Origin of the sequence: Bacillus sp. JJ675 (assembly GCF_036963165.1) — a bacterium.
In the GTDB taxonomy this organism is placed as follows: domain Bacteria; phylum Bacillota; class Bacilli; order Bacillales; family Bacillaceae; genus Bacillus; species Bacillus glycinifermentans.
Window position 1 is genome coordinate 19,575 of record NZ_JBALMR010000043.1, and the last position, 21,628, is coordinate 41,202.

20 protein-coding genes and 2 pseudogenes are annotated in these 21,628 nt (G+C 46.2%); 5 read left to right on the forward strand and 17 right to left on the reverse strand.

The window, feature by feature from the left end; all coding sequences use genetic code 11:
* Window positions 1-33: 33 nt before the first annotated feature.
* Window positions 34-1,161 carry a M14 family metallopeptidase gene (locus V7126_RS11730; RefSeq protein ID WP_046129982.1) on the reverse strand — a complete coding sequence of 376 codons (1,128 nt, stop codon included), beginning with the start codon at window positions 1,159-1,161 and terminating at the stop codon, window positions 34-36.
* A gap of 113 nt (window positions 1,162-1,274) precedes the next feature.
* On the reverse strand, window positions 1,275-2,219 hold the full coding sequence (locus V7126_RS11735; RefSeq protein WP_335497608.1) for an iron-hydroxamate ABC transporter substrate-binding protein: 945 nt from the start codon (window positions 2,217-2,219) through the stop codon (window positions 1,275-1,277).
* A 157-nt stretch (window positions 2,220-2,376) separates the two neighbouring features.
* Between V7126_RS11735 and V7126_RS11740 the strand changes: the two are divergent.
* The 3 genes and pseudogenes from V7126_RS11740 to V7126_RS11750 form a co-directional block, all read left to right on the forward strand.
* Window positions 2,377-2,731: pseudogene (locus V7126_RS11740) on the forward strand (DUF2294 domain-containing protein).
* Between the two features lie 260 nt (window positions 2,732-2,991).
* Entirely contained in the window at window positions 2,992-3,792 is an 801-nt protein-coding gene (locus V7126_RS11745) for a formate/nitrite transporter family protein (RefSeq protein ID WP_046129984.1), read from the forward strand.
* Window positions 3,793-4,175: 383 nt separating this feature from the next.
* Window positions 4,176-4,430, forward strand: a pseudogene (locus V7126_RS11750) (transposase); the annotation flags it as partial.
* 30 nt (window positions 4,431-4,460) lie between these two features.
* Here the strand turns inward: V7126_RS11750 and V7126_RS11755 are convergent.
* The 8 genes from V7126_RS11755 to rpmG form a co-directional block, all read right to left on the reverse strand.
* Entirely contained in the window at window positions 4,461-6,356 is a 1,896-nt protein-coding gene (locus V7126_RS11755; RefSeq protein ID WP_046129985.1) for an LTA synthase family protein, read from the reverse strand.
* 130 nt (window positions 6,357-6,486) lie between these two features.
* Window positions 6,487-7,458 (reverse strand): ROK family glucokinase, encoded by a 972-nt coding sequence (locus tag V7126_RS11760; RefSeq protein ID WP_175077022.1) that lies wholly within the window; start codon window positions 7,456-7,458, stop codon window positions 6,487-6,489.
* A gap of 28 nt (window positions 7,459-7,486) precedes the next feature.
* Window positions 7,487-7,684, reverse strand: coding sequence for a YqgQ family protein (locus V7126_RS11765; protein WP_046129987.1), 198 nt, complete (start codon window positions 7,682-7,684; stop codon window positions 7,487-7,489).
* Window positions 7,685-7,784: 100 nt separating this feature from the next.
* Window positions 7,785-9,239 (reverse strand): spore germination protein, encoded by a 1,455-nt coding sequence (locus V7126_RS11770; protein WP_046129988.1) that lies wholly within the window; start codon window positions 9,237-9,239, stop codon window positions 7,785-7,787.
* 69 nt (window positions 9,240-9,308) lie between these two features.
* Complete coding sequence (locus tag V7126_RS11775) at window positions 9,309-10,847, reverse strand: rhomboid family protein (RefSeq protein ID WP_046129989.1); 1,539 nt, start codon at window positions 10,845-10,847, stop codon at window positions 9,309-9,311.
* Window positions 10,848-10,946: 99 nt separating this feature from the next.
* Window positions 10,947-11,120, reverse strand: a complete 174-nt coding sequence (locus tag V7126_RS11780; RefSeq protein ID WP_096891857.1) for a hypothetical protein — start codon at window positions 11,118-11,120, stop codon at window positions 10,947-10,949.
* 46 nt (window positions 11,121-11,166) lie between these two features.
* Window positions 11,167-11,727, reverse strand: coding sequence for a 5-formyltetrahydrofolate cyclo-ligase (locus V7126_RS11785; RefSeq protein WP_335497609.1), 561 nt, complete (start codon window positions 11,725-11,727; stop codon window positions 11,167-11,169).
* Window positions 11,728-11,776: 49 nt separating this feature from the next.
* Entirely contained in the window at window positions 11,777-11,926 is a 150-nt protein-coding gene (gene rpmG, locus V7126_RS11790; RefSeq protein ID WP_006637557.1) for a 50S ribosomal protein L33, read from the reverse strand.
* 554 nt (window positions 11,927-12,480) lie between these two features.
* On the opposite strand from rpmG, the gene V7126_RS11795 reads away from it, so the two are divergent.
* A complete protein-coding gene (locus V7126_RS11795; RefSeq protein ID WP_046130043.1) occupies window positions 12,481-12,831 on the forward strand; it encodes a hypothetical protein in 351 nt (116 codons plus the stop codon).
* Window positions 12,828-13,310, forward strand: a complete 483-nt coding sequence (locus V7126_RS11800; RefSeq protein ID WP_335497610.1) for an endolytic transglycosylase MltG — start codon at window positions 12,828-12,830, stop codon at window positions 13,308-13,310. The genes V7126_RS11795 and V7126_RS11800 overlap by 4 nt, the downstream gene beginning before the upstream one ends.
* Before the next feature lie 137 nt (window positions 13,311-13,447).
* On the opposite strand, the gene pstB (V7126_RS11805) is transcribed toward V7126_RS11800, so the two are convergent.
* The 7 genes from pstB (V7126_RS11805) to V7126_RS11835 all read right to left on the reverse strand — a co-directional run bounded on the left by pstB (V7126_RS11805) (window position 13,448) and on the right by V7126_RS11835 (window position 21,593).
* On the reverse strand, window positions 13,448-14,227 hold the full coding sequence (gene pstB, locus V7126_RS11805; RefSeq protein ID WP_046129993.1) for a phosphate ABC transporter ATP-binding protein PstB: 780 nt from the start codon (window positions 14,225-14,227) through the stop codon (window positions 13,448-13,450).
* A gap of 13 nt (window positions 14,228-14,240) precedes the next feature.
* The gene (pstB, locus tag V7126_RS11810; RefSeq protein ID WP_046129994.1) at window positions 14,241-15,062 is read right to left on the reverse strand and encodes a phosphate ABC transporter ATP-binding protein PstB; all 822 of its coding nucleotides are present in this window, start codon (window positions 15,060-15,062) and stop codon (window positions 14,241-14,243) included.
* Between the two features lie 19 nt (window positions 15,063-15,081).
* Window positions 15,082-15,969 carry a phosphate ABC transporter permease PstA gene (pstA, locus tag V7126_RS11815; protein WP_046129995.1) on the reverse strand — a complete coding sequence of 296 codons (888 nt, stop codon included), beginning with the start codon at window positions 15,967-15,969 and terminating at the stop codon, window positions 15,082-15,084.
* Entirely contained in the window at window positions 15,969-16,898 is a 930-nt protein-coding gene (gene pstC, locus V7126_RS11820) for a phosphate ABC transporter permease subunit PstC (protein WP_335497611.1), read from the reverse strand. Before pstC ends, pstA begins: the two co-directional genes overlap by 1 nt.
* Window positions 16,899-16,969: 71 nt before the next feature.
* Window positions 16,970-17,890 carry a phosphate ABC transporter substrate-binding protein gene (locus tag V7126_RS11825; protein ID WP_269082022.1) on the reverse strand — a complete coding sequence of 307 codons (921 nt, stop codon included), beginning with the start codon at window positions 17,888-17,890 and terminating at the stop codon, window positions 16,970-16,972.
* 191 nt (window positions 17,891-18,081) lie between these two features.
* Complete coding sequence (locus tag V7126_RS11830; RefSeq protein WP_046129997.1) at window positions 18,082-20,211, reverse strand: peptidoglycan D,D-transpeptidase FtsI family protein; 2,130 nt, start codon at window positions 20,209-20,211, stop codon at window positions 18,082-18,084.
* 95 nt (window positions 20,212-20,306) lie between these two features.
* A complete protein-coding gene (locus tag V7126_RS11835; RefSeq protein ID WP_046129998.1) occupies window positions 20,307-21,593 on the reverse strand; it encodes an MFS transporter in 1,287 nt (428 codons plus the stop codon).
* Window positions 21,594-21,628: the final 35 nt, after the last annotated feature.

Genomic DNA, 21,628 nt, shown 5'->3' on the forward strand with positions numbered 1-21,628 from the left:
GCCTACCTTTACGATGTGGCGCCGGTAAAGGTTTCAGCTTTCAAAAAAACAAGATGCCCAAAGAATTCCTCTGCTTTTACAATATATATCGTCAAAATCGGCTATGGGTAAAGGGTTTTTCCCTTTTCCAAGCTCAACGGTGTATCCTTCTTTGCCGTAAAAATGGATGAACCAATCCCTGAAACCGGCGTAGCTGTCAATATATCTGATGCCTTTATAACCGCTGAGCCGCTCAAACACTTGAACAACATTGACAGATTCCGGAGGCTCGAATCCTTCATAGCCCCAATAGATCTCTTCCCCTTGCGTATGAAGCGCTATAAGCCGGTCAGGCGGCCGGCTCTCGATTAGATCGTGCATGACGATCGCTTCAGGTTCTGTAAGCGGAGCGTCTCCCGGATAATCCCGGTATGAGGGCGCCTTAGGAGGCTTGCGCTGTTTTTCGATTTCCCAAAAAGACGGAAATTGGTTGTTCAGATCGACTCCGTTAATGTTCGCTTTCCATTCCCTAAATTCAGACTGATATTCGTTCATTTCATCAAGGGGCTCAAGATTTATTCCGAGATGCTCCGGGCCGTTCAGCACAAGATCGACTCCGTCGGGATTCACGAGCGGAACGATTGAGAGCTTCGTCATCTGAAAAAGCCTGAGCGGCGAAAAACCGAGAATCTCACCGCCTTTGCATAAAGACAGACAATATTCTTTGACCCACTTCATTAGCACCGAAGTGGTGATCCACTCGTTCGCATGAAAAGAAGCATTGATATGCGTTCTTTTTTCAGCATGCTCAGCTCCGATGTTCAGCTCGTATATCGGCTGGCCCAATACAGAGCGTCCAATACTATGGTATGTGACAAACGGAAAGCATTCCGCGATTTTTTCAATTTCGTGTTTCAGCGTTTGCGAATCATATATCACCGTATCAGTCAGCCACGGCTCATTTTCCAGCCCGGGCTCTCCATTCACCAATAATTGCAGCTGTTCATATGTTTCTGCTGCCGCCGCATCTTTTCCTGCCTGTGGATGCAATCCGGGAAAATAAAATTCCCCGACGTCCGCGTTAAGGTTCGCACTGACTAAAAGCGGTTCGGGAATGTTCAGGATGTCTGACAATCTTGACATGTCTTGTTTTAACTCCGGTTTAATGTTGATGAATGCCATCAATGATCCCTCCCACAATAGCATATGAAGAATGCTTGTTCGGCGAACATCAATCATAAAAAAAGCTTCCGCCCCAAGGACGGAAGCGCCGCAAATCAAGCAGCTCTTTTATTCTATTTCGTTAAACTGTCCGTTATGAATTTCAACTGTCCTTCTAATGAAATCGGATCGGAAAAATAGAAGCCGATCGGGTCGATTTTATAGACATGGCCGTTTTTGACGGCGTCAAGGTTTTTCCAAATGGAAGTGCCGAACACACCGCCGTCGTCTCCGCCTGATTGCCAAGGACCTATAAAAATATAGTCTCCGGCGAAGTCAGGCAGCTTTTCCAACGAAATGCTCGTATACCCGGGGCCGGTGCTGATGGCTTTTTCCTTTGTTAGCTTCGTGGCGTTTAATCCGAGTTCTTTATAGACAATGCTTCCGCCCCGTCCGAATTTTTCGCCGAACACGTAAATCTCTTTGCCGTTCGTCTGCATAATGGAGACCGTTTTGTCACCGACGGCTTTTTGAACCTTCGGTTTTGCCGCCGCAACTTTTTTGTCCCACTCAGCCAGCCATTTTTCCGCTTTATCTTCCGTCCCTGTCATCTTCCCGAAATCTTCGAGTTGTTCTCTCATGCCCTTTCCGTATTTCAGAGCGACCGTAGGCGCGATTTTTTCCAGCTTTTCGACATCCGCCCCTTGAGTTGTCCAAACGATGATCAGGTCGGGTTTTAAATTAATGATTTTTTCTTCTGAAACTCCGTCGCCAATGTTTGTCACGCCATCGGTTTTTCCTTTGAAGTACGGGTTTTTGAATACTCTGTCAGAAGCCCCGACCACGTGAATGCCGAGCGTCTTGAGATATCCGTAATAGTCATCGGCCAAGACGACCACCCGTTTTGGATGCTTAGGGACTTTAACCGTTCCGTTTTCGGCCTTGTATGTAATGGTTTCTTTCTGCTTTGAGCCTGAAGAAGAGCCTTTGTTCGCTGATTGATTTCCGCATGCTGCCAAGGCTGCAATCAATAATAAGGCAAAAAAAGCCGCCGTGATTTTCTTGCATCTATGAGTCATCTTTCATTCCTTCTTTCCGAGTTTTGATAAAGAGAATCATTATCAAAATGATTATATCACAACAAAACAAAGGTAAACACGATGTTTTTTGAAATGTTTCTCTACTGTATTCCGACAGCGCCAAAAAAGCTTCCGGCCAATGCACGGAAGCTTCAGCATGTCTAAGAAAATTCATAAGTTCAATGATATTATTCGAAAACTTCGCAAAGAACTGTTCGGGAAAGGGCCTGAAAGGATTCATACTGTATTTGTAGAAAACATGGCAGTCTCAACACTGTACAGAAATCTGAGTGCAAGCGAGCAGTTTATCCCCGCAGACCTGAAGGAAGAGAAATGGTGCATGCGGCCCGGACAATCCTGATTCAAGATCTTTATCCCAAACGAACGCCGGATGGAATGGAGAGGAGCTGATCTGGGCTGGGTTAGTTCATGTGTTTTCTGATATAAAAATTGAGGACCATCCCGCTTTATCTGTGTTTGTCTTTGATCAAAAAGAAGCGCTGCAAAGCTAGCATATTTGTCGTTGACACATTTTTGTCACATTTGATATAATGTTGCTACGGCTATAGAAGACAAAAGCACTGGAATGTATGCACGAACTGTATATATTCTCTTTCAATATCTTAATTCTGCTTGATTTTGTTGTATGGGTCTGCATACAAGTTAGGCAGCATTCGAACGCCTGGTTGACACAGGTTATTTGAGTGCTGCCTTTTTTTATTGTCTTTCTGCCATAACTGTGAAAAAAGAAGAAATATTGGAGGGTTTTAGTATGGCTTTTCGAAAACCGGATGAAATAGCGGATGCAGCAATTGAAGCAGGGATGAAAAAAATACAGCTCCCGCTGCCGTCTCTGCTTGTATTGGGGTTTTTAGGCGGCGCATTTATCGCGCTTGGGTACTTGCTTGACATCAGGGTAATCGGCGACCTGCCGAAAGAATGGGGAAGCCTGTCCAGCCTGATCGGAGCTGCCGTATTTCCTGTCGGTCTGATACTTGTGGTGCTCGCTGGCGCTGAATTGATTACAGGGAATATGATGTCCGTTGCGATGGCTTTATTTTCAAGAAAAATATCATTAAAACAATTGGCGGTTAACTGGGGAATCGTCACGATGATGAACTTAATCGGAGCACTGTTTGTTGCTTATTTTTTCGGACATTTGGTTGGTTTGACTGAAACAGGTCCTTATTTGGAAAAAACGATCGCCGTTGCACAAGGAAAACTCGATATGAGCTTCGGCAAGGTTCTCATTTCCGGCATCGGCTGTAACTGGCTTGTATGTCTTGCGGTATGGCTTTCTTTCGGCGCACAAGACGGAGCAGGAAAAATCCTTGGCATCTGGTTCCCAATTATGGCTTTTGTGGCAATCGGATTTCAGCACGTTGTCGCCAACATGTTTGTGATTCCCGCAGCCATTTTTGCAGGCTCGTTCACGTGGGGGCAGTTTATCGGAAACATCATTCCGGCCTTTATCGGCAATGTCATTGGCGGAGCCGTGTTTGTCGGTCTCATTTATTTTATTGGATACCACAAGAAAGACCGCTCCAGAAAAGAAATGAAACAGGTATCATAAACAGGGCAAATCCACTCGATGAATCATATCAATCCCGTCCATAAAATGGACTTTGGTGGATATACTTACAAAAGCAAAGGAGGCTGTCGAGAAAATCTCGACAGCCTTTATTTTTCCTTAAAATATCCATTCTCCTGTAATAAAAGAAAGACTAAAAAGGATGGTGTCTTTCTCATGTTTCACACGACGCAGCCGAATTTGTTCTGCTTGATCAACTCGTCGAAGAGGATCATCACTTCGAAAAATTGATAAACACATAGACTTCTCTTTTATCATTGAAAAGGTTAAGCCTTACTACAGCGAAAACATCACCGGCATGAGTAGGAGGACCACAAAGTAAAGGTCAGACAAAATCGTTTGTCTGTTTCAGGGAAAACCCAATAAAAAAAATAGAGCAAAGCTTTGCAGATTCAAAACAGCTGCAGGGGCTTCGCTATTGCAGGTTGAGGGGAAAACGGAATGTGATTGAACAAGTTCTCCTCACAGCCGCATGCCAGAACAGATTGCAACATACCCAGCCAAGCAGGGCCAGATATGTGGGAGCTCTCTTTTTGTATCTAAAATCCGATGAATATCTAAAGAAACAGCACATAAACAAAAAAGCCTGTAGAAAAGACATCGTTTTCTCTACATGCTGAAGCTTCCGGCCAATGCACGGAAGCTTTTTCTTATTCTTTATTGCTTTTCTTTCGGTGACTTTTTAAACGTTCACTGTCATAAAATCTCAATAGATCCCCGTAAATGATTTGATCAGAGTATGAAAGCTCCTGTTTTGCTTTTTCGGCAAAAGCTTCACAGCTTTCTGGATCTTTCGCAGGCTCGCCGGTTGATTTATCATAGCATACGCCGTCTGTATATATGCGGTCCTTCGTAATGATGCTGCCGTCGCGAAGAACTGTGAATTCCGTTTTATCGCTGGAAAACAGGTCGTTCCCGAACTGGATTTGATCGCTTGAATCGATCCCGAGCAAGTTGAGCAATGTCGGTCGGATATCTACCTGACCGCCGACGGTGTCAATCGTTTTCGGCTTTTTATCCGTGACGCCCGGAATGTGGATCACGAGCGGGACTCGTTGAAGCTGGACTTCTTCAAAAGGCGTGATTTCCTTGCCGAGGAACTGTCCCATCGCTTCATTATGGTTTTCCGAAATTCCGTAATGGTCCCCGTATAAAACGATTATCGAATTATCATACAGTCCGTCCTTTTTCAGCTTTTCAATGAACCGTTTAAGCGCTTCGTCCTGATAGCGGACGGTCGGGAAATATCTGTTCAGCGTGCGGCTTTTCGAATCGAATTCGTCGATCATTTTATCCTCTTCGTTCAGTTCAAAAGGAAAATGATTCGTCAGCGTGATCAAACGGGTGTAAAACGGCTGCGGGATTTTTTTCATCAGCTCTGATGTCTGCTCAAAAAATTCTTTATCTTTCAATCCCCACCCTACCGAGTTTTCATCATTTACGTCATACGATTTGACATCGTAAAACTTATCATATTTAAGCGACTCGTACATGATGTCCCGGTTCCAGAAGCTTTTGTTGTTTGCATGAAAAACCGCGGAATAGTAGCCGTGATTTTTTAAAATGGCAGGCATCGCCGTATATTTGTTTGCGGCATTTGTAAAGAAGACCGCTCCTCTTCCCAAAGGATAAAGAGAGTTGTCGACGATGAATTCAGAATCTGCTGTTTTCCCCTGTCCTGTCTGATGATAAACGTTTTCAAAGCTGTAGCTTTTTTTGATCAGGTCGTTCAAATAAGGAGTGATTTCTTTGCCGTTCAATTTCCGGTTCAAGACAAAGCTTTGGGTGGATTCCAATGAAACTAAAATCACATTGCGCCCTTTGGCGATTCCGGACATTTTCTTGCTCGGGTCAGTCCGGTTTGCGCTGAGATAGTTTTCGATTTCGGTGAGGCTGTTGCTGTCAGCCAGTGCGCGCTGGGCAGACTGCTTGGACTGGATCAGGGCATCGTAGATGTGGAAATTGTAGAGGCTGATGTTTTTGACGAGCACTTCCCTGTCAAACGATCTCGTCAAGAGCTGCGGCCTCTCTGTTTCCGATACTCCCAGATTAAAAAAGAAAACGGCTGCGACAAACAGAAAGTAAGCCGCCTTCTCTTTCCTTGTCGCCGCACCGACGGTTTTCTCCGGCTGGCGCTTGTACAGCCACATCAAAATGATGATGTCAACGACGAGAAGGAGATCGGTAGGCATGAACAAGGAATTGATGCTGCTTCCCAAGTCGCCCATGTTATTCGTCTGGAACAATACCGGGATCGTCAGAAAGTCATTGTAAAAACGGTAGAAAATCATATTTGCCAAGAGGACGAACGTCAGAACGATGCTCGCCCCGATAATAAAACGATTTCTGTTTTTTTCTTTAAAAAACAGGCCGAATCCGAAAATAAACAGCAAAAAACTTAGTGGATTGATGAACAAAATATACTCTTGCATAAAATTTTCGATTTTAATGTTGAAGCTTGTTTTATACACGACATACGTTTTCAGCCACATCAGCAATGTCGCAATGAGCAAAAACGAAATTTTCGAAAAAAATGACTTTTGCATTCCAAACCTCCCTATGCAGCACTCGGGCAGATTCCATAAATTTCATGTTTTAGTAAAAAAGTTAAAAATAACTAAATTATATCTTAGCGTGTCTTTTTAAAAAAATCAATCCATTTTTACAAAGCTTCCCTTAATGAAGCTGGGCCTCGCTTTGCAGCCATGCGTTCTTTGCGATCCACGCCCCGCCGATAACGCCGGCATCATTTCCGAGTGAAGCGATCACGATATCAGCAGCCTCTCCAGCTCTTGGAAACACGTACTTTTTAAACGATTTTTCAACATTGGCGCGGAGGATTTCGCCCGCTTTTGACACGCCGCCGCCAATGACGATTTTTGAAGGATTCAAGGAGCTTGCCAGATTGCCGAGAACCAGTCCGAGGTGGTTTGTAACATATTCGATGACATACGCTGCTGCCGGATCGTTTTGTTCAGCCGCTTCGAAAATTTCGCGTGAAGATAGTGCAGGGTGATCTTTTAAAACGGTTTCACAATCGCCTGCCGCAATTTTCTCTTTGGCGATCCTGACAATGCCGGTGGCGGACGCAATCGTTTCAATGCAGCCGGTTTTCCCGCAGTTGCAAGGGGCACCTCCTTCTGCAGCAGCACAAATGTGGCCGATTTCTCCTCCGGCTCCATTCTTGCCGTGGACGATTTCACCGTTGACGATAATGCCGCCGCCGACACCGGTTCCTAACGTAACGAGAATGAGATCTTTTGCGCCGTCACCCGCACCTTTCCACATTTCCCCGAGCGCGGCGATGTTTGCGTCGTTTTCGATGACGGCCGGAAGCCCTGTTTCCGCCTCCAGATGGTCTTTTAACGGATAGTTTTCCCAGCCCATATTGGTCGTCTTGTAAACAACGCCCGTCTCTATATTAACCGGTCCAGGCGCACCCATTCCGATCCATTTTAAAATGTGTTTCGGCTTTCCGATTTCCTTCAGCTTGCTGTCAATCGCTTTTGCGATGTCTACCGTCACCATTTTTCCAGATTTATCCGTCGGGATTTCCCACTTGTGGCGGATCTCCCCATAAGCGCTTACAAAAGCGAGTTTTACGGTCGTTCCCCCGAGGTCGACTCCGACCAGCCAGCTTTCATTCATCATAAGTCCCCCTTAAAACCCAACTGTTTTATTTTCTCTTTATATTTGTCAGTTCATTCTGCAAAATCGACATCGCTTGTGCCCATTCTTTTTTTTCGATCAGGTTTGCAAGAAGCATTTCTTTGAGTTCGTCCATCATATACTCAAGCTCCAGCTCCCGATTTCCGAAATACACATAGCACCCGAATCGTTTCAAGAACAACTGTACATCGTATGCTGTTTTCATGTCATCCACCATTCTTTTAAAAACCTAACAATAGCGTATAAATAAACCCGGTTGGCGTCAAGCAAAAAAAAAGCCTGTCTTCTATTTGTGAAAACAGACTTTAGCGGTCGGGGTCCTGCGGGTCTAAAAATACGGGCCTTCTGTTTTTCAGCGGCATCGGAGTGCGAATCGCGATATCGCGGAAAGCCCTGTAATCAAAGGGAATAAACGGCCATAAATAAGGAACATGAAAGGATTTCATCCTTACCAGATAAATGATCCAGCAGAAAATGCCGATGACAAAGCCCATCGGACCAAAAGCCCCCGCAGCAATGAGAAGGGCGAGCCTGACAAGGCGGTTGGCGATGCTCATCTCATAACTCGGCGTGGCGAACGTGCCGATTGCCGCAACGGCTAAATACAGCACGACCTCATGGGAGAAGAGCCCGACCTGCACCGCCACTTCGCCGATCATTAACGCAGCCACAAGACCGAGAGCTGTGGCAAGCGATGACGGCGTGTGAATCGCCGCCATTCTCATCATATCGACCCCTAATTCGATGATCAGAAACTGCGCCAGTAACGGCAGCGCTCCCTTTTTATCAGGCCCGATATAATGAAGGGCGTCCGGCAGCAGTTCAGGGTGAATGGACAGCAAAAACCACAGCGGCAGCAGGAAGATCGATGCCAATACCGATATAAAGCGAACCATACGCAAATAAGCCCCTGCCAGCGGTTTATTTCTGTACTCTTCTGCATGCTGCAAATGGTGCCAGAAGGTTACAGGCGTAATCAGGGCGCTCGGCGAGCCGTCGACAAAGACGAGGATGTGGCCTTCATACAAATGTACTGCGGCCGTATCAGGCCTTTCTGTATAGCGGACCGTCGGATACGGATTCCAATGTCGGCCGCCGATGTACTCTTCCAGCGTTTTTTCGGCCATTGTCAAAGCATCCGTATCGATCGCTTCCAGTGATTTTTTTAGCTTTTTCACGTTCTCCAAATCAGCGATGTCTTCAAGATAGCACACGACAACGTCCGTTTTGCTTCTTCTCCCTACTTGGAGAATCTCCATTCTCAACGAACGGTCGCGGATTCTTCTTCTTGTCAATGCTGTGTTAAATACAATCGTTTCGACAAAACCGTCCCTCGATCCCCTGACGACACGTTCATTGTCAGGCTCTTCAGGATTTCTCGCCGGATATGTCCTGGCATCTATAACAATGGCATGGTCGACACCGTCTGCAAACAGCACGGCCGGACCCGCCAGCACCTGGTCTGCTGCTTTGTCGAGGTCATCCTCTGTCGAAACTTCGATATAAGGTATATAGGTTTTGATCAGCTTTTCGAGCGGATCGTCTTCCAGACACTCAGGAGAAAGCTTTGAAAGATTTTTTAGCAAATGATGCGTAATATCGTCTTTTACAAACCCGTCGACCAAATACAGGGCCATGTTTCTTCCGGCGTAGATCACATCGAGCCGGATCATGTCAAAGCTTTTGCCGATCCCCAATTTTTCATTTAAATATTTGACATTTTCAGCCAGGTTTTCCTTCACAAACTGTTTTTTTCCCATGAAAAAGCTCCCGTCAAAAGATCTGTTTTTCAGACCATTTTTAACATAACGGAAGCATTTCATACTTGATTACTTGTCTAATTCATTTTTAATTTCATTCTTCAGCGTTTGATACATCTCTTCATCCGGTTTTTCTTTTAGCGCTTGTTCAACGGACTGCTCCGCTTTTTTCAATTCTCCCTTTTTGGCGTGCAGCACTGCAATATAATAGAAGGAAGCATGATCTGAAGGATCTTTTTTCACGAGGGCTGCGAGCCTTTTTTCAGCGGTACCGTATTCGCCGAGCTGAATTTCGGAAATGGCGAGGACTTTCAAAATGTCGCTTGAAGTGTCTTCCCGTCCGCCGGCTTCCTGCAGCGCATTCCTCACCTTTTCGTATTCGCCTTCTTCATACCACTTCCAGGCATTATACAGGAGGGCGCTTTCCTGAACGGGCGCGGAATGAAAGCCCCAGTAAAGCGCTCCTCCGCCAATGACGAGGACTGAAACCCAGCCGATCACCCGCTGCCCCGCGTTCCTTTTCCCGGGGAGCCCGACTGCCATTGCCGAAAGCAATCCCCCGATCAAGCCGCCGATATGCCCGGCGTTGTCAATGTTCGAAACGGCAAAGCCGAGCCCGAGGTTCAGGATGATGATGACGATAATATTCGTTCCAATCGTCTTTAAAAAGGCCTTTCGGTTTGAAAAAGCGAGGAACAAAAGGGCTCCCAAGCATCCGAAGATTGCCCCTGACGCTCCCGCAGAAGGATACGGACTGAACAAAAAGCTGCCGATCGAACCGAAAATCCCGGCCGTTAAGTAAATCGCGAGAAACCGGAATGAACCGTAGACCCTTTCTGCTGCCGCTCCTACCGACAACAATGCAAACGTGTTAAATAACAAGTGGACGAGTCCGATATGGAGGACGATCGGCGTAAGCAGTCTCCACCACTCCCCCGCCAATATTAAGCTGTTTTCCTTTGCGCCAAACCGAATGAGCGTTTCGGTATTTTGGCTGCCTCCCGATATTTCTAATAGAAGAAACATGATGACTTGAAGACCGGCGAAAAACCAGGTGACAATCGGCGTTCCCCTTTCAAAAAGCGCCGCTTCCCGCTTTCTTTCTTCTTCCCTGCGCTTTGCAGCCTCCAAAACTTCAACCCTGATTTTCTCGGCTTCTTCGTATGTAGCATCCTTGATGTCTTCCGTCCAGCCGCCAGTATGTATGTGTAAGGCGACGGCGATTTTCTTGAGGCCTTCCTCTATGGAGGCTTCATCGATGAATATCGGCGCAATGCTGACTCTTTTGCCTTCAATCGAATGGCTGACAACGTCTTCCCACTCGTCAACAGGCGCTTGCTGTGATAAATAAACGGTTAAAACCGAAAGCTTCCGTCTGCCTGAGGCGGCCCTTAAACGCTCCGTTCTTTCTGCTAATGACTCAAGATCGCGGACGAGCTCGTGTCTAAAATCAATATCCTGCCGGTAGATGCGGATCAAATCGTACGGAGCGCTTCCCCCGGCTTCAAGCCAGGCTTCCCCGAACGAAGCCGGCGCCTGCACAAGCTCATAATCCCGTTCCACGAGATGTTTGATGAAATTCCAGTACATGTAATCAAATGAATACATAGCGTCGCTCCACAATGGTTTTTGTTCATTATAACAGGAAACGCCCTTTCTTGCGCGGTTTCACATCAGCGCATAAAAAATCCCGTTTTTACACGGGATTTAAAACGCCTGCTGGATAAACTTGTTTCGGATAAACGGAATTCTCATGATCCAATGAATGAAGTAGTGGCGGATGCGGTCGCGGCCAAGAATGAAATTGATCACACGATAGCGGTTTTGAAAAAATACGAGTGCGGCAAGCGTGCCCAGCACAATAAAAGTCATTTTCCTCATATCATCCCTCCTATAACCGTATCGTGTCTCATTTTACAATATTTATTCAGCGGCAAACGAATGTCCTTTCCTCAGTGAAAATTTGCTTCACCGGGATATCGTGCACCTCGCGGGGAACGCGCTCAACGATTTGGCAATGAAAGGCAAGCGATGCAGTCTCATTCATAAAGCCCTCCAAATACCGGTCATAATAACCGCCGCCATAACCGATCCTATATCCCTCAAGATCAAAGCATATCCCCGGAACAACGATAAGATCGATATCCTCCGGCTTGATCAGCTCTGTTTGATGTATGATCGGCTCCTGAAGCTCGAAGTAGACGACCTCCAGCTCACTGTCATCTTTGAAACGGCGGAAATGCATCTCTTTTGTTTCAGGGAGGCATTTTGGAATACACACCGTCTTGCCTTCGCGCCAAGCCTGCTCAATAATCGGCCTTGTCGGGACCTCCGGCCTTCTTGAAATGGTCATGGCGATGACAGATGAATCCGCCCACTCCCTCGACTCTAAAAATGCCTGATGGATTGCCTTTGTTTTTTGCCGAAATTCCTGATCCGTAAGCTTTGCAAGTTGATTTCTGACCTCGCTTCGTAACGAACGCTTCACATCGATCCCCCTTTCAAATTGAAAAAAACAGCAGGAAAATTCCTGCTGCTTACTTTGTTTCGCGGTGTAAAGTTGATTTTTTGTCACGTGGGCAATACTTTTTGAATTCAACGCGATCCGGGTTGTTACGCTTGTTCTTTTTAGTAATATAGTTACGCTCGCCGCATTCAGTGCAAGCCAAAGTAATATTTACGCGCATTTATTTTCCCTCCAAACTATATATCATTTGCTGTTCAGACCTATCTATAATACCACTATTGAAGCCGGAATGCCAGGCGTTTTTTTCAGTTTGTGCGGGTTTAGTCAAAAGTTTGAGGCATATACGCCTTCCAAAAATGCTTTTCTGCTGTTTGCCGGTCATGCAGGCCGAAAATAATAGCCTTCCTCTTTTATTTGTCCTCTTTAGGGCGCTATGTCCCGAAATAGTTCATCGACCGCCATGGCACGGCTTAAGCCGCTGACAGGATAGAATCCTCAACTCCGAGGGACGGCTAATGTTCGGAATCTATTTGCAAACGATCGCTAGAAAACGAATAACCGTTTCGAATATTATATTGAAAAGGCGTTTTCCCGGCTTGCCGCTTCACTACCACGCCGCTCCCCGAAGAGCCTGTGTTCTTATACATCATGCAAAGGCACCAATGAAAATGAATTTTGTCGACAAATTTTTTATTTTTTTTATTAATTCCTTTTGAAGCAAGCGTTTTTATGGTATAAAAAAGAAGGAGAAAATAAGAATTGAAGGTGATGAACGTGGAAATTGCTATCATTGCGCTGCTCGTTGTCAGCATTGCGCTGATCGCATTCTCATATTTTCAGAGAGAACCGATTAAAGAAGTTGAACAGGAACTGGAAACGCTCCAGCTGTCCGCCATGCAGGAAATCTATAAGCTGAAAAAGAAAATGACGGTGCTTGAGGAAGAGCTCCTCGATTCAAACGTCGTTGTCCGCAGACCGAACGCAGGCATCAGCCAGCATATCGCAAAACAAATTCTTTCAAAATATCAAAACGGTATGTCAGAAGAAGCGATTGCCAAAGCAGAGCATGTCTCTGTTGAAGATGTAAAAGCGATCATCAAGGATAATGAGAGGGTGCTCGTATGACCAGACAAAGTGTACAAGCTTTCGCCGGGGGAATGATTTTGGCGACGGCTGTTCTGGCGGGCACTTTTTACCTGACGGGCAGCGGAAACGCAGAATCTTCAAAAAACAAACTCAGTGAAGCCGATGTCAAAACATATTTGAAAGACAATGATCAGGTCTCGCTTACACGCACAGATTACCAGGACCTTCTGCAATATAAAGAAAAGGCGTTAAAACAGGATGACACCAGCCAAAATGAGAAAGACTCAGGACAAGACAACGAGCAGAAAAAAGGCTCCAAATACAAGCTTGAGATCAAAAAAGGCATGAGCACGGCAGAGGTTGCAGATATTCTCGAAAAAGAAAAAGTTGTCGCATCAGCAGATGATTTTAAAGACTATGTAAAAGACGCGGGCTACGAATCTAAAATCCGCGCGGGCAAATACGAATTAAAGCGCGGATCGAGCTTAAAAAGCATCGTCAAGGCTCTATCCCGTTAAAAAAAACAGGCTGTCTCAACACAGCCTGTTTTTTGCTATTTCCAATGCCAAAAAGCCTCTTCCAACGGCTTCCTTTCGTTGACCGGAGCCTCCCCCTCGCATAATAAAAAGGCTGCCGATGAGTCGGCAGCCTGCCATCAGCCAAATCGGCCGGTAATATAATCTTTTGTCCTCACATCGTCCGGAGACGAAAACATTTTGACCGTATCATTGCATTCGATGAGCTCTCCCATCAGGAAAAAAGCGGTCTGGTCAGAAATCCTGGAAGCCTGCTGCATATTATGAGTCACGATGGCGATCGTGTACTTTTCTTTCAGCTTCAGCATGAGCTCTTCGATTTTCAAGGTGGATACAGGGTCTAATGCAGATGTCGGCTCATCCATCAGCAAAACATCCGGATTCGTCGCGAGCGCTCTTGCGATGCACAAACGCTGCTGCTGTCCGCCGGAAAGGCCAAGCGCCGGGGCTTGAAGGCGGTCTTTTACTTCATCCCATAACGCCACGTCAATCAGCGCTTTTTCCACTCTTTCGTGCAATTCTTTTTTATTTTTTAATCCGTGGATTCGCGGTCCGTATGCGACATTATCAAAAATCGACTGCGGGAACGGATTCCCTTTTTGGAACACCATACCGACTTTTTTTCTCAATTCGACGAGATCGACTTTGCTGTTCAGCACATTTTTTCCGTCATAGGCGATTTCACCGGTCATTTTAACGTTCGGAACCATATTGATCATCAGATTCAGCGTCTTAATGAAAGTCGATTTTCCGCAGCCGGACGGGCCGATGATCGCGGTAATTTCGTATTCCGGAATGGTCAGGTTAATATTTTTTAATGCATGGTGGCTGCCGTACCACAGATTCAAATCGCTGATCCGGTACACCTCTTTTTGCTTTACTGCTGCAACTGCGCTCATGAAGCCGTCCTCCTTATCCAAATCTGCCGTTGATATAATCGTCTGTCTTTTTTTCTGATGGATTGGTGAAGATTTTTTCCGTCCGGTCGTATTCCACCAAATCACCGTTCAGGAAAAACGCCGTTTTATCGGAAATTCTTGAAGCCTGCTGCATATTGTGCGTGACAATGATGATCGAATATTCCTTTTTTAACGCAACGATTAATTCCTCTATTTTCGCATTTGAAATCGGGTCAAGGGCAGAAGCCGGTTCATCCAGCAGCAGCACTTCCGGCTTCATGGCAAGCGTCCGCGCGATGCAGAGGCGCTGCTGCTGGCCTCCGGACAATGACAGTGCCGACTGATGGAGCCTGTCTTTTACTTCATCCCACAATGCGGCTTTTGTTAAGCTTTCTTCCACGATATCATCCAGCACTGATTTCCTTCGTTCTCCAGCATATTTTAACGCATGGGTAATGTTGTGATAAATCGATTTCGGAAAAGGATTCGGCTTCTGAAAGACCATCCCGATTTCCCTTCTGAGATTGACAACGTTGATGTTCGAATCCAGAATATTAAGCCCTTCATATACGATTTTACCCGTCGTTCTGGCGGATGCGATCAGGTCGTTCATTCGGTTAATGCTTCTTAAAAAAGTTGATTTTCCGCAGCCGGACGGACCGATCAAAGCTGTAACGGCGTGTTTGTCAATATCGAAAGAAATGTCGTTGACAGCCCGTTTCTCTCCATAATATATATTTAAGTTCTCCACTTTTAAAATGTGTTCTTTCGTTTCGGGCAGCGGCGCAATTCCAATCGTCTCACGCGCGATCTCCAAAGCCGGAATTTGAACCATCAGATGTCATCCTTCCTTTTTATTTATTAGCCGTTAGTTTCTTATGAATAAAGGAGCCAAGCCATCTTGCGGCAAGATTAAACAGCAGGACGGACAAAACGAGAACCGCTGACCCGCCGTTTGCGATCGCTTCCGCATCAGGAATAATGCCCTGTGTATTGACGTTCCAAATATGGACGGCAAGCGTTTCCGCCGGTCTGAAAATATTGAGCGGAGACGTTTCCGAAAAGGGATTCCAATCGGCAAAATTCAGTCTCGGCGTTGTTAGTCCCGCCGTAAACAATAAGGCGGCCGCCTCTCCAAAAACTCGTCCTGACGCAAGGATTGCTCCCGTAATAATGGACGGGACTGCCCCCGGGATTAAAACGGTTTTAATCGTATGCCATTTCGATACGCCCAGTGCCAGGGAAGCTTCTTTTTGCTCTTTCGGAACGGAGCGGATCGCGTCCTCTGTCACCCGCACCATTACAGGCAGGTTAAAGACCGTCAGCGCCAGGGCTCCGCCGATAATGGTGTATCCCCAGCCGGTCATGTTGACAAATACCAGCATGCCGAACATCCCCATAACGATGGAAGGAAGGGATGACAGCACTTCGATACAGATCCGGATAAAGTCGGTCAGCTTGTTGTCAGGCGCATATTCCGCCATATATATACCGCCGCCCACTCCGAGCGGAACAGTGATGATCATGGTCAGCACCAAAATGTAAAACGAGTTGAACAGCTGATCCCGAATACCTCCTCCGCTTGACAGCGCGCTGGAACGCGACGTCAAAAATTCGAGGCTGATCTGCGAAAAACCGCCTACGATAATATAAGAAAACAACCCGACGAGAATCGCGGTGATCACCGCGGCGATCAATCCGAAAACACCTGTTGCGATACGATCAGTTACTTTGCTGTTCATTACAGTTTCCTCCTGGATGACAGATATCGGATCAGCAGGATGAACAAGAACGACATGATCAACAGAACGAGTCCCATCGACCAGAGCGTATTGTTTTCCACGCTTCCATACGTTGTATGTCCCATGTTTAACGTAATAATCGTTGTCAATGTTCCCGCTGGATCCAAGAGACTCTCAAAAAGATTCCTTGAGTTTCCGATCACCATCTGCACGGCTAGCGCTTCTCCGAACGCCCTCGCCATTCCGAGCACAACGGCCGTAAGCAGCGACGGCAGAGCGGCAGGAATCAGCACCTTTCTGATCGTCTGCCATCTCGTTGCACCAAGAGCATATGATCCTTCCCTCAAGCTTTTTGGCAGCGAGCTGAGCGCATCCGTGGAAATTGAAGTGACCGTCGGCAAAATCATGACAGCCAGGACAATCGTCCCCGCCAGCAGACTGTGCCCCGATCCGCTTGTTTTCAGATGACTGATGAACGGCACTAAAACTGTAAGGCCTATGAATCCATAAACAACGGAAGGAATGCCAACAAGCAATTCGACAACCGGCTGCAATACTTTTCTTCCCCACGAAGGTGCGATTTCGGTCATGTAAATCGCGCCTCCGATTCCAAGCGGTGCAGCAATCAAAGATGCAAGAAAGGTTACAGCAAATGACCCGAGAATAAACGGAAGCGCTCCGAATTCAGGGTTTTGATTTGTTGGATTCCAATCTAGACTGGTTAAGAACTCAATTGGACTTACACCGTTAGCCAGAAAAGATTGCAACCCCTTGTTTCCGAGGAAGATCGTAATCGAAATCGCCGCCGCCATCATAATAAACGCGCACGAAGCGACCAGTACCTTCCCGCGGACTTCATCCATTTTGCGATTTTGTTTGGAGCTGATCAGCCGCTCTTCTGCGGACAGTTTCTCTATTTTTTGAACCATTTTTTACACTCCTATTAAAACAAGTCATAATAGGGAAAGTGTCAGGAGCACACTTTCCCGGCCTAACTTTATTATTTATCCGATTGTTTGCCGCTTGCGTCACGTTTTACTTCCATGTCTGTTACAGGAATATAGCCCTGATCCGTGACGATCGATTTTTGGATTTCGTCGCTCATCAAATAATCGAGGAACTTTTTAGCCAAACCTGTAGGCTCGCCTTTTGTATAAGAATGCTCATAAGCCCAAATCGGGAATTTTCCTTTTTGCACATTTTCTGCGGTCGGTTTCACTCCGTCAATTGAAAGAGGAGTGATTGAGTTGTCCTTGATATATGAAAATGCAAGATATCCGATCGCTCCCGGTGTTTCAGCAATTAACTTTTTCACCGTGTTTGAAGAATCCTCGGTGATGCCTTCAGCAGGAGTTTCTCCGTCAAGCGCATATTTAACAAATGTCGCACGGGTTCCTGAAGAATCAGGACGGTTGACGAGGGTGATCTTTTGATCTTTGCCGCCAAGCTCTTTCCAGTTTTTGATCTTTCCTGTAAACACCTTTTTCAGATCCTCTAATGAAATATCCTTGACGCCCACTTCCGGATTAACTGCCGCCGCCATGCCGACTACTGCGACTTGATGGTCAACAAGCTCCTTGGCAGGGATGCCTTCTTTTTCTTCAGCAAATACATCGGAATTTCCGATTTGAACCGTTCCTTCAGCTACTTGAGAAAGACCTGTTCCAGAACCTCCAGCCTGCACCTGAATATCGGCATCCGGATTTTCATCCATGAATTTTTCAGCCGCGGCTAACACGAGCGGCTGCATCGCCGAAGAACCGGAAATCGTCAAAGATCCTGAAGCCTTATCCTCTGCTTTATCGTTTTGTTTGCCTTCTCCCGAGCTGCTGCCGTTCGTACTACTGCTTCCGCAAGCTGCTGCGAAGACAACTAAAACGGACATGATGAACATCAGTGTGACTTTTTTAAATGATTTCACTTCTTAATCCTCCCGCGTAAATGTGTAATTTGTCCTACGTGTATAGCGTAACTTTTCAGTGTTAATCTTGTTTAAATGAATTATTAAGGTTTTGTAAAAGAAGCTTGAAGTTTGTATAAAACGCGGGGTGAAGGGGAGCCTTGAGGTAAAAAAAACGCCCGCTTGGATGCGGGCGTTCCAGAAAGAAGCGCTTATTCGTTAGCTTCTTTTTCAATCTTGTTCATATTTTTTTCTGCAGTATTGTCTTTTGCCTGTTTCGATTTCAGTTCGAAATACTTATCAAGCACTTTTCTGCCGATTTCGTTTGTGATCGAATATCGCCTACTATAGTCGTTATAAGGCCAAGGAACCACGACGGAAATCGCGACTTCCGGATTATCGTACGGTGCGTAGGCGACAAGCGTTGTATTGTATGTTTTCGTTCCCGTTTTCGATTTGTCCGGTCCGTCATAATACGACTCAGCCGTTCCTGTTTTTCCGGCGGGCTTGTATTTTGCCGATGCAAACTGCCCAGCTGCGGTACCTTTAGTCATCACACGCCTGAATCCTTCTTGCACTTCTTTGAGATACGCCTCGCTCATGTCGATTTTGTTCAGCACTTCAGGCTGAACGGCCTGCGTGACGGCGCCGATGCCTTTTTTCGAATCAGGCTCTCTGATTTCCTTGACGATCTGCGGTTTCATACGGTATCCGCCGTTTGCGATCGTTGAAACATACTGCGCCAATTGCAGCGGTGTATACGTATCATACTGGCCGATGGCGAAGTCAAGCAGGAAACCAGGCAGTTTTTGCGAGCCTTTATACCCCGTCATTTCATTCGGAAGATCGATTCCTGTTTTCACGCCGAGGCCGAATTGACTGAAATAGTATCTGAATGTGTCGAACGCTTTCGTGTCTATGTCTAGCGGCTGATGCGGCTTATATTGCCCTTTGCCGAGCGCGATGGCCGTTTTAAACATAAAGACGTTTGACGATTGTTCAAGCGCTCCCTCGATACCTAATGTTCCCAAGCTGTTTGTCCACGATTTTTTCGGTTTAACGCCAGGTCCTGATCCGATCCACAACGGTTCATCTTTAAACGTCGTATTTAAATTGATCGCGCCTGTCTCCAGCCCCGTTAATACGGTCGCCCCTTTGACGGCCGATCCCATGGCATATGACGATGTCATTGCCCCGAGAGCATAGTCGTCAAATTTCAGTTTGCCGTTCTTCGTTTTAATCTGTTTCCCGGCAATCGACAACACTTCCCCGTTTCTCGGATCCATCATGACAACAAACGCGCGGTCAAGAAGGGGAGCGCTTTTTGTCAGTTTTGCACTTTTCAGCTCGTCTTCGATGATTTTCTCGATTTCTTTTTGCATCTGGACATCGATGGTGAGCACTAAGTCTTTGCCGCTTTTTCCTTTTGAAACGACTTGTGTGTCAATGACATTTCCGGATTTGTCGGTTATGCTTTTCACCTTTTCTTTTTGCCCTTGCAAAACGTCCTCATACTGGGCTTCAAGGTAGCTTTTTCCGACCCGGTCGTTCCGGTTGTAGCCGAGGGACAAATAGTGGTCGAGCATATTTTTCGGAAGCCCTTCATTCGAGTTTGAAATGCTGCCGATCATCGTCCTGAGAAGACCGTTGAACGGATAATCGCGCTCCCAATCCGATGTTACGTCCACTCCCGGTAGCTCGTCAAGATGCTCGCTGACATAGGCCATCTCTTTTGCCGTAACGCCTTTGTTTTTAATATACTGCGGCGTCAACGCATAGCCTGAGTCCATCTGGCGTTTGATCGCAAGGATTTTCATGTCCTTTTCGGTCAATTCGTTGAGCATGCTTTTTGAGATCCTCTCAAGCTGAAGCTGGTATAAATCGTCCTCCGACAATTTCCCGTCCTTCACTTTTTTGCGGTCTGCAGTGGTGATCAACTTCTTCGCTTCCTTCGTTCTCGTCAAAATCCAGTAGTCCTTTTTGTCCCTCTCTGTTACCTTGTCGGTATCGACGTCAATCATGTCCGCCAGCTTTTTTGCGACAGACAGCCGTTCCTTTTGTGAGGTTGAGGCTGTCCTTGTGTATGTAATCGCATTAAGCGGCTTATTTGTAACGATCGTATTTAAGTTCCTGTCGTATATTTTCCCTCGCGGAACAGTCGAGGAGACGTCGGTTTCCTCCTGCTTCTGCACTGCGTTTGTATAGTCTTCTCCGTACACGATCTGCACCATGCCAAGGCGGACGATGACAACCGTAAAAATGATAAACGCGAGCAGAAACAGTATATTCAGCCTGATGGGCAGCGATTTCCGCTTTTCGGTTTTCAACTTGTTTTTCCTCATTCAACATCACCTTTTTTAAGAAAGAAAAGACACCTTAATTAAAGGTGCCATTTTACATTGTAAAGCGTTCTGCGACATTTTTCTACTATTTTCCCTTATCTTTTTCCTTCCAAAAAATTAGGCTCTGCTCTCTGCTTGTGTGCGTCCTCACCGACCGTTTCCTGAGCGGGCTCCGTCAGGCGGATATCTTTAACGAAATAGTAGATCAGCGTATGGCCTGCTCCAAGCAGAACCAATGAAACCGTAATGCCCAGATCGTCTTTTAATAAAAGCACGAGCAATAAAAAAACCAAGATAGACACGACCCGGCCCATGTTGAGAAAAACCTCCCGCACGACGATATATTCAATCCGCGCCTTTCTCGCGTATCTCGCCTTTCCGATCACGTCATATGTCAGCGATGAGTACGGAACAAGGAGGATCGGATAACCGATCGCAATCGCCACCGCGTAAAGGAGCAGGGTCACATAGGTCATGTTGAATAAAATCAGGAACAATGATCCGAATAAGATGAGGCCGCCTAAAAGAATCGCTTTTTTGCGCGCCTTTTTTTTAATCAGCCGTGTGGCAAAAAAGTATGCAAAAAAAGAAACAGCTGAATTGACCAGTCCGAATTTTCCCAGGGCAAGTTCGCTTTTTGTCGTGATGAACACGAAGACATTGATTAAAAAGACAAAGATCCCTTCTCTCAGCCCCTGGAAAAAATGCGCATTGGTGATATTGCGCCAGCTTGCATCTTCATTTCGTTCCGCCCAGATCTTTTTTAAAATATACCGTCCGCGCGATTCCCTCCGTTTGAGGAAAAAGCTCGTGATGACGGCAATCGTAAATAAAGCGAGTGACAAGCTGAAGATCAGGGTATACCCGGTGTTATCGGCAAGCCGTGAAATCACATAACCTGCGACAATCGGTCCGATCATTCCTGCGCCCGATGACAATACGCCAAGAAATCCGTTAAAGAAATCCCTCGTTTCCGGTTCTGTGATTTCAAACGTCAGCACATTAAAAGCGAGCCAATAAAACCCGTAGCCGATTCCAAGGACACCGCCGAGAAGCACCAATCGTGACGCCGCATTTTCCCCCGCCAGAAGAACCGTCAAATAAAAAACGGCCAAAAACGTTACGCCGAACCGCAAAATAAACACCCTGTCGATCGTTTTCGCCAACCGTCCCGCGAGCATAAATGTCAACGGCTGCATAACGACGATCGACAAATTGTAAATCGCCAAATCAAGAAACTTTCCGGACTGCTTCCAGAGGTACACATTCACGAACGTATTTGAAAGGGCAATGCTCAGCGAATAAAGGCCGCCGACAGTAAGCAAAAGCAGCAAGTCTCTGTTTACTTCAACATCGCCTATTATGTTTTTGAGTTTGCTCATAACTGACTCCCCTTTTCTGATACTCCTTAGTCTGT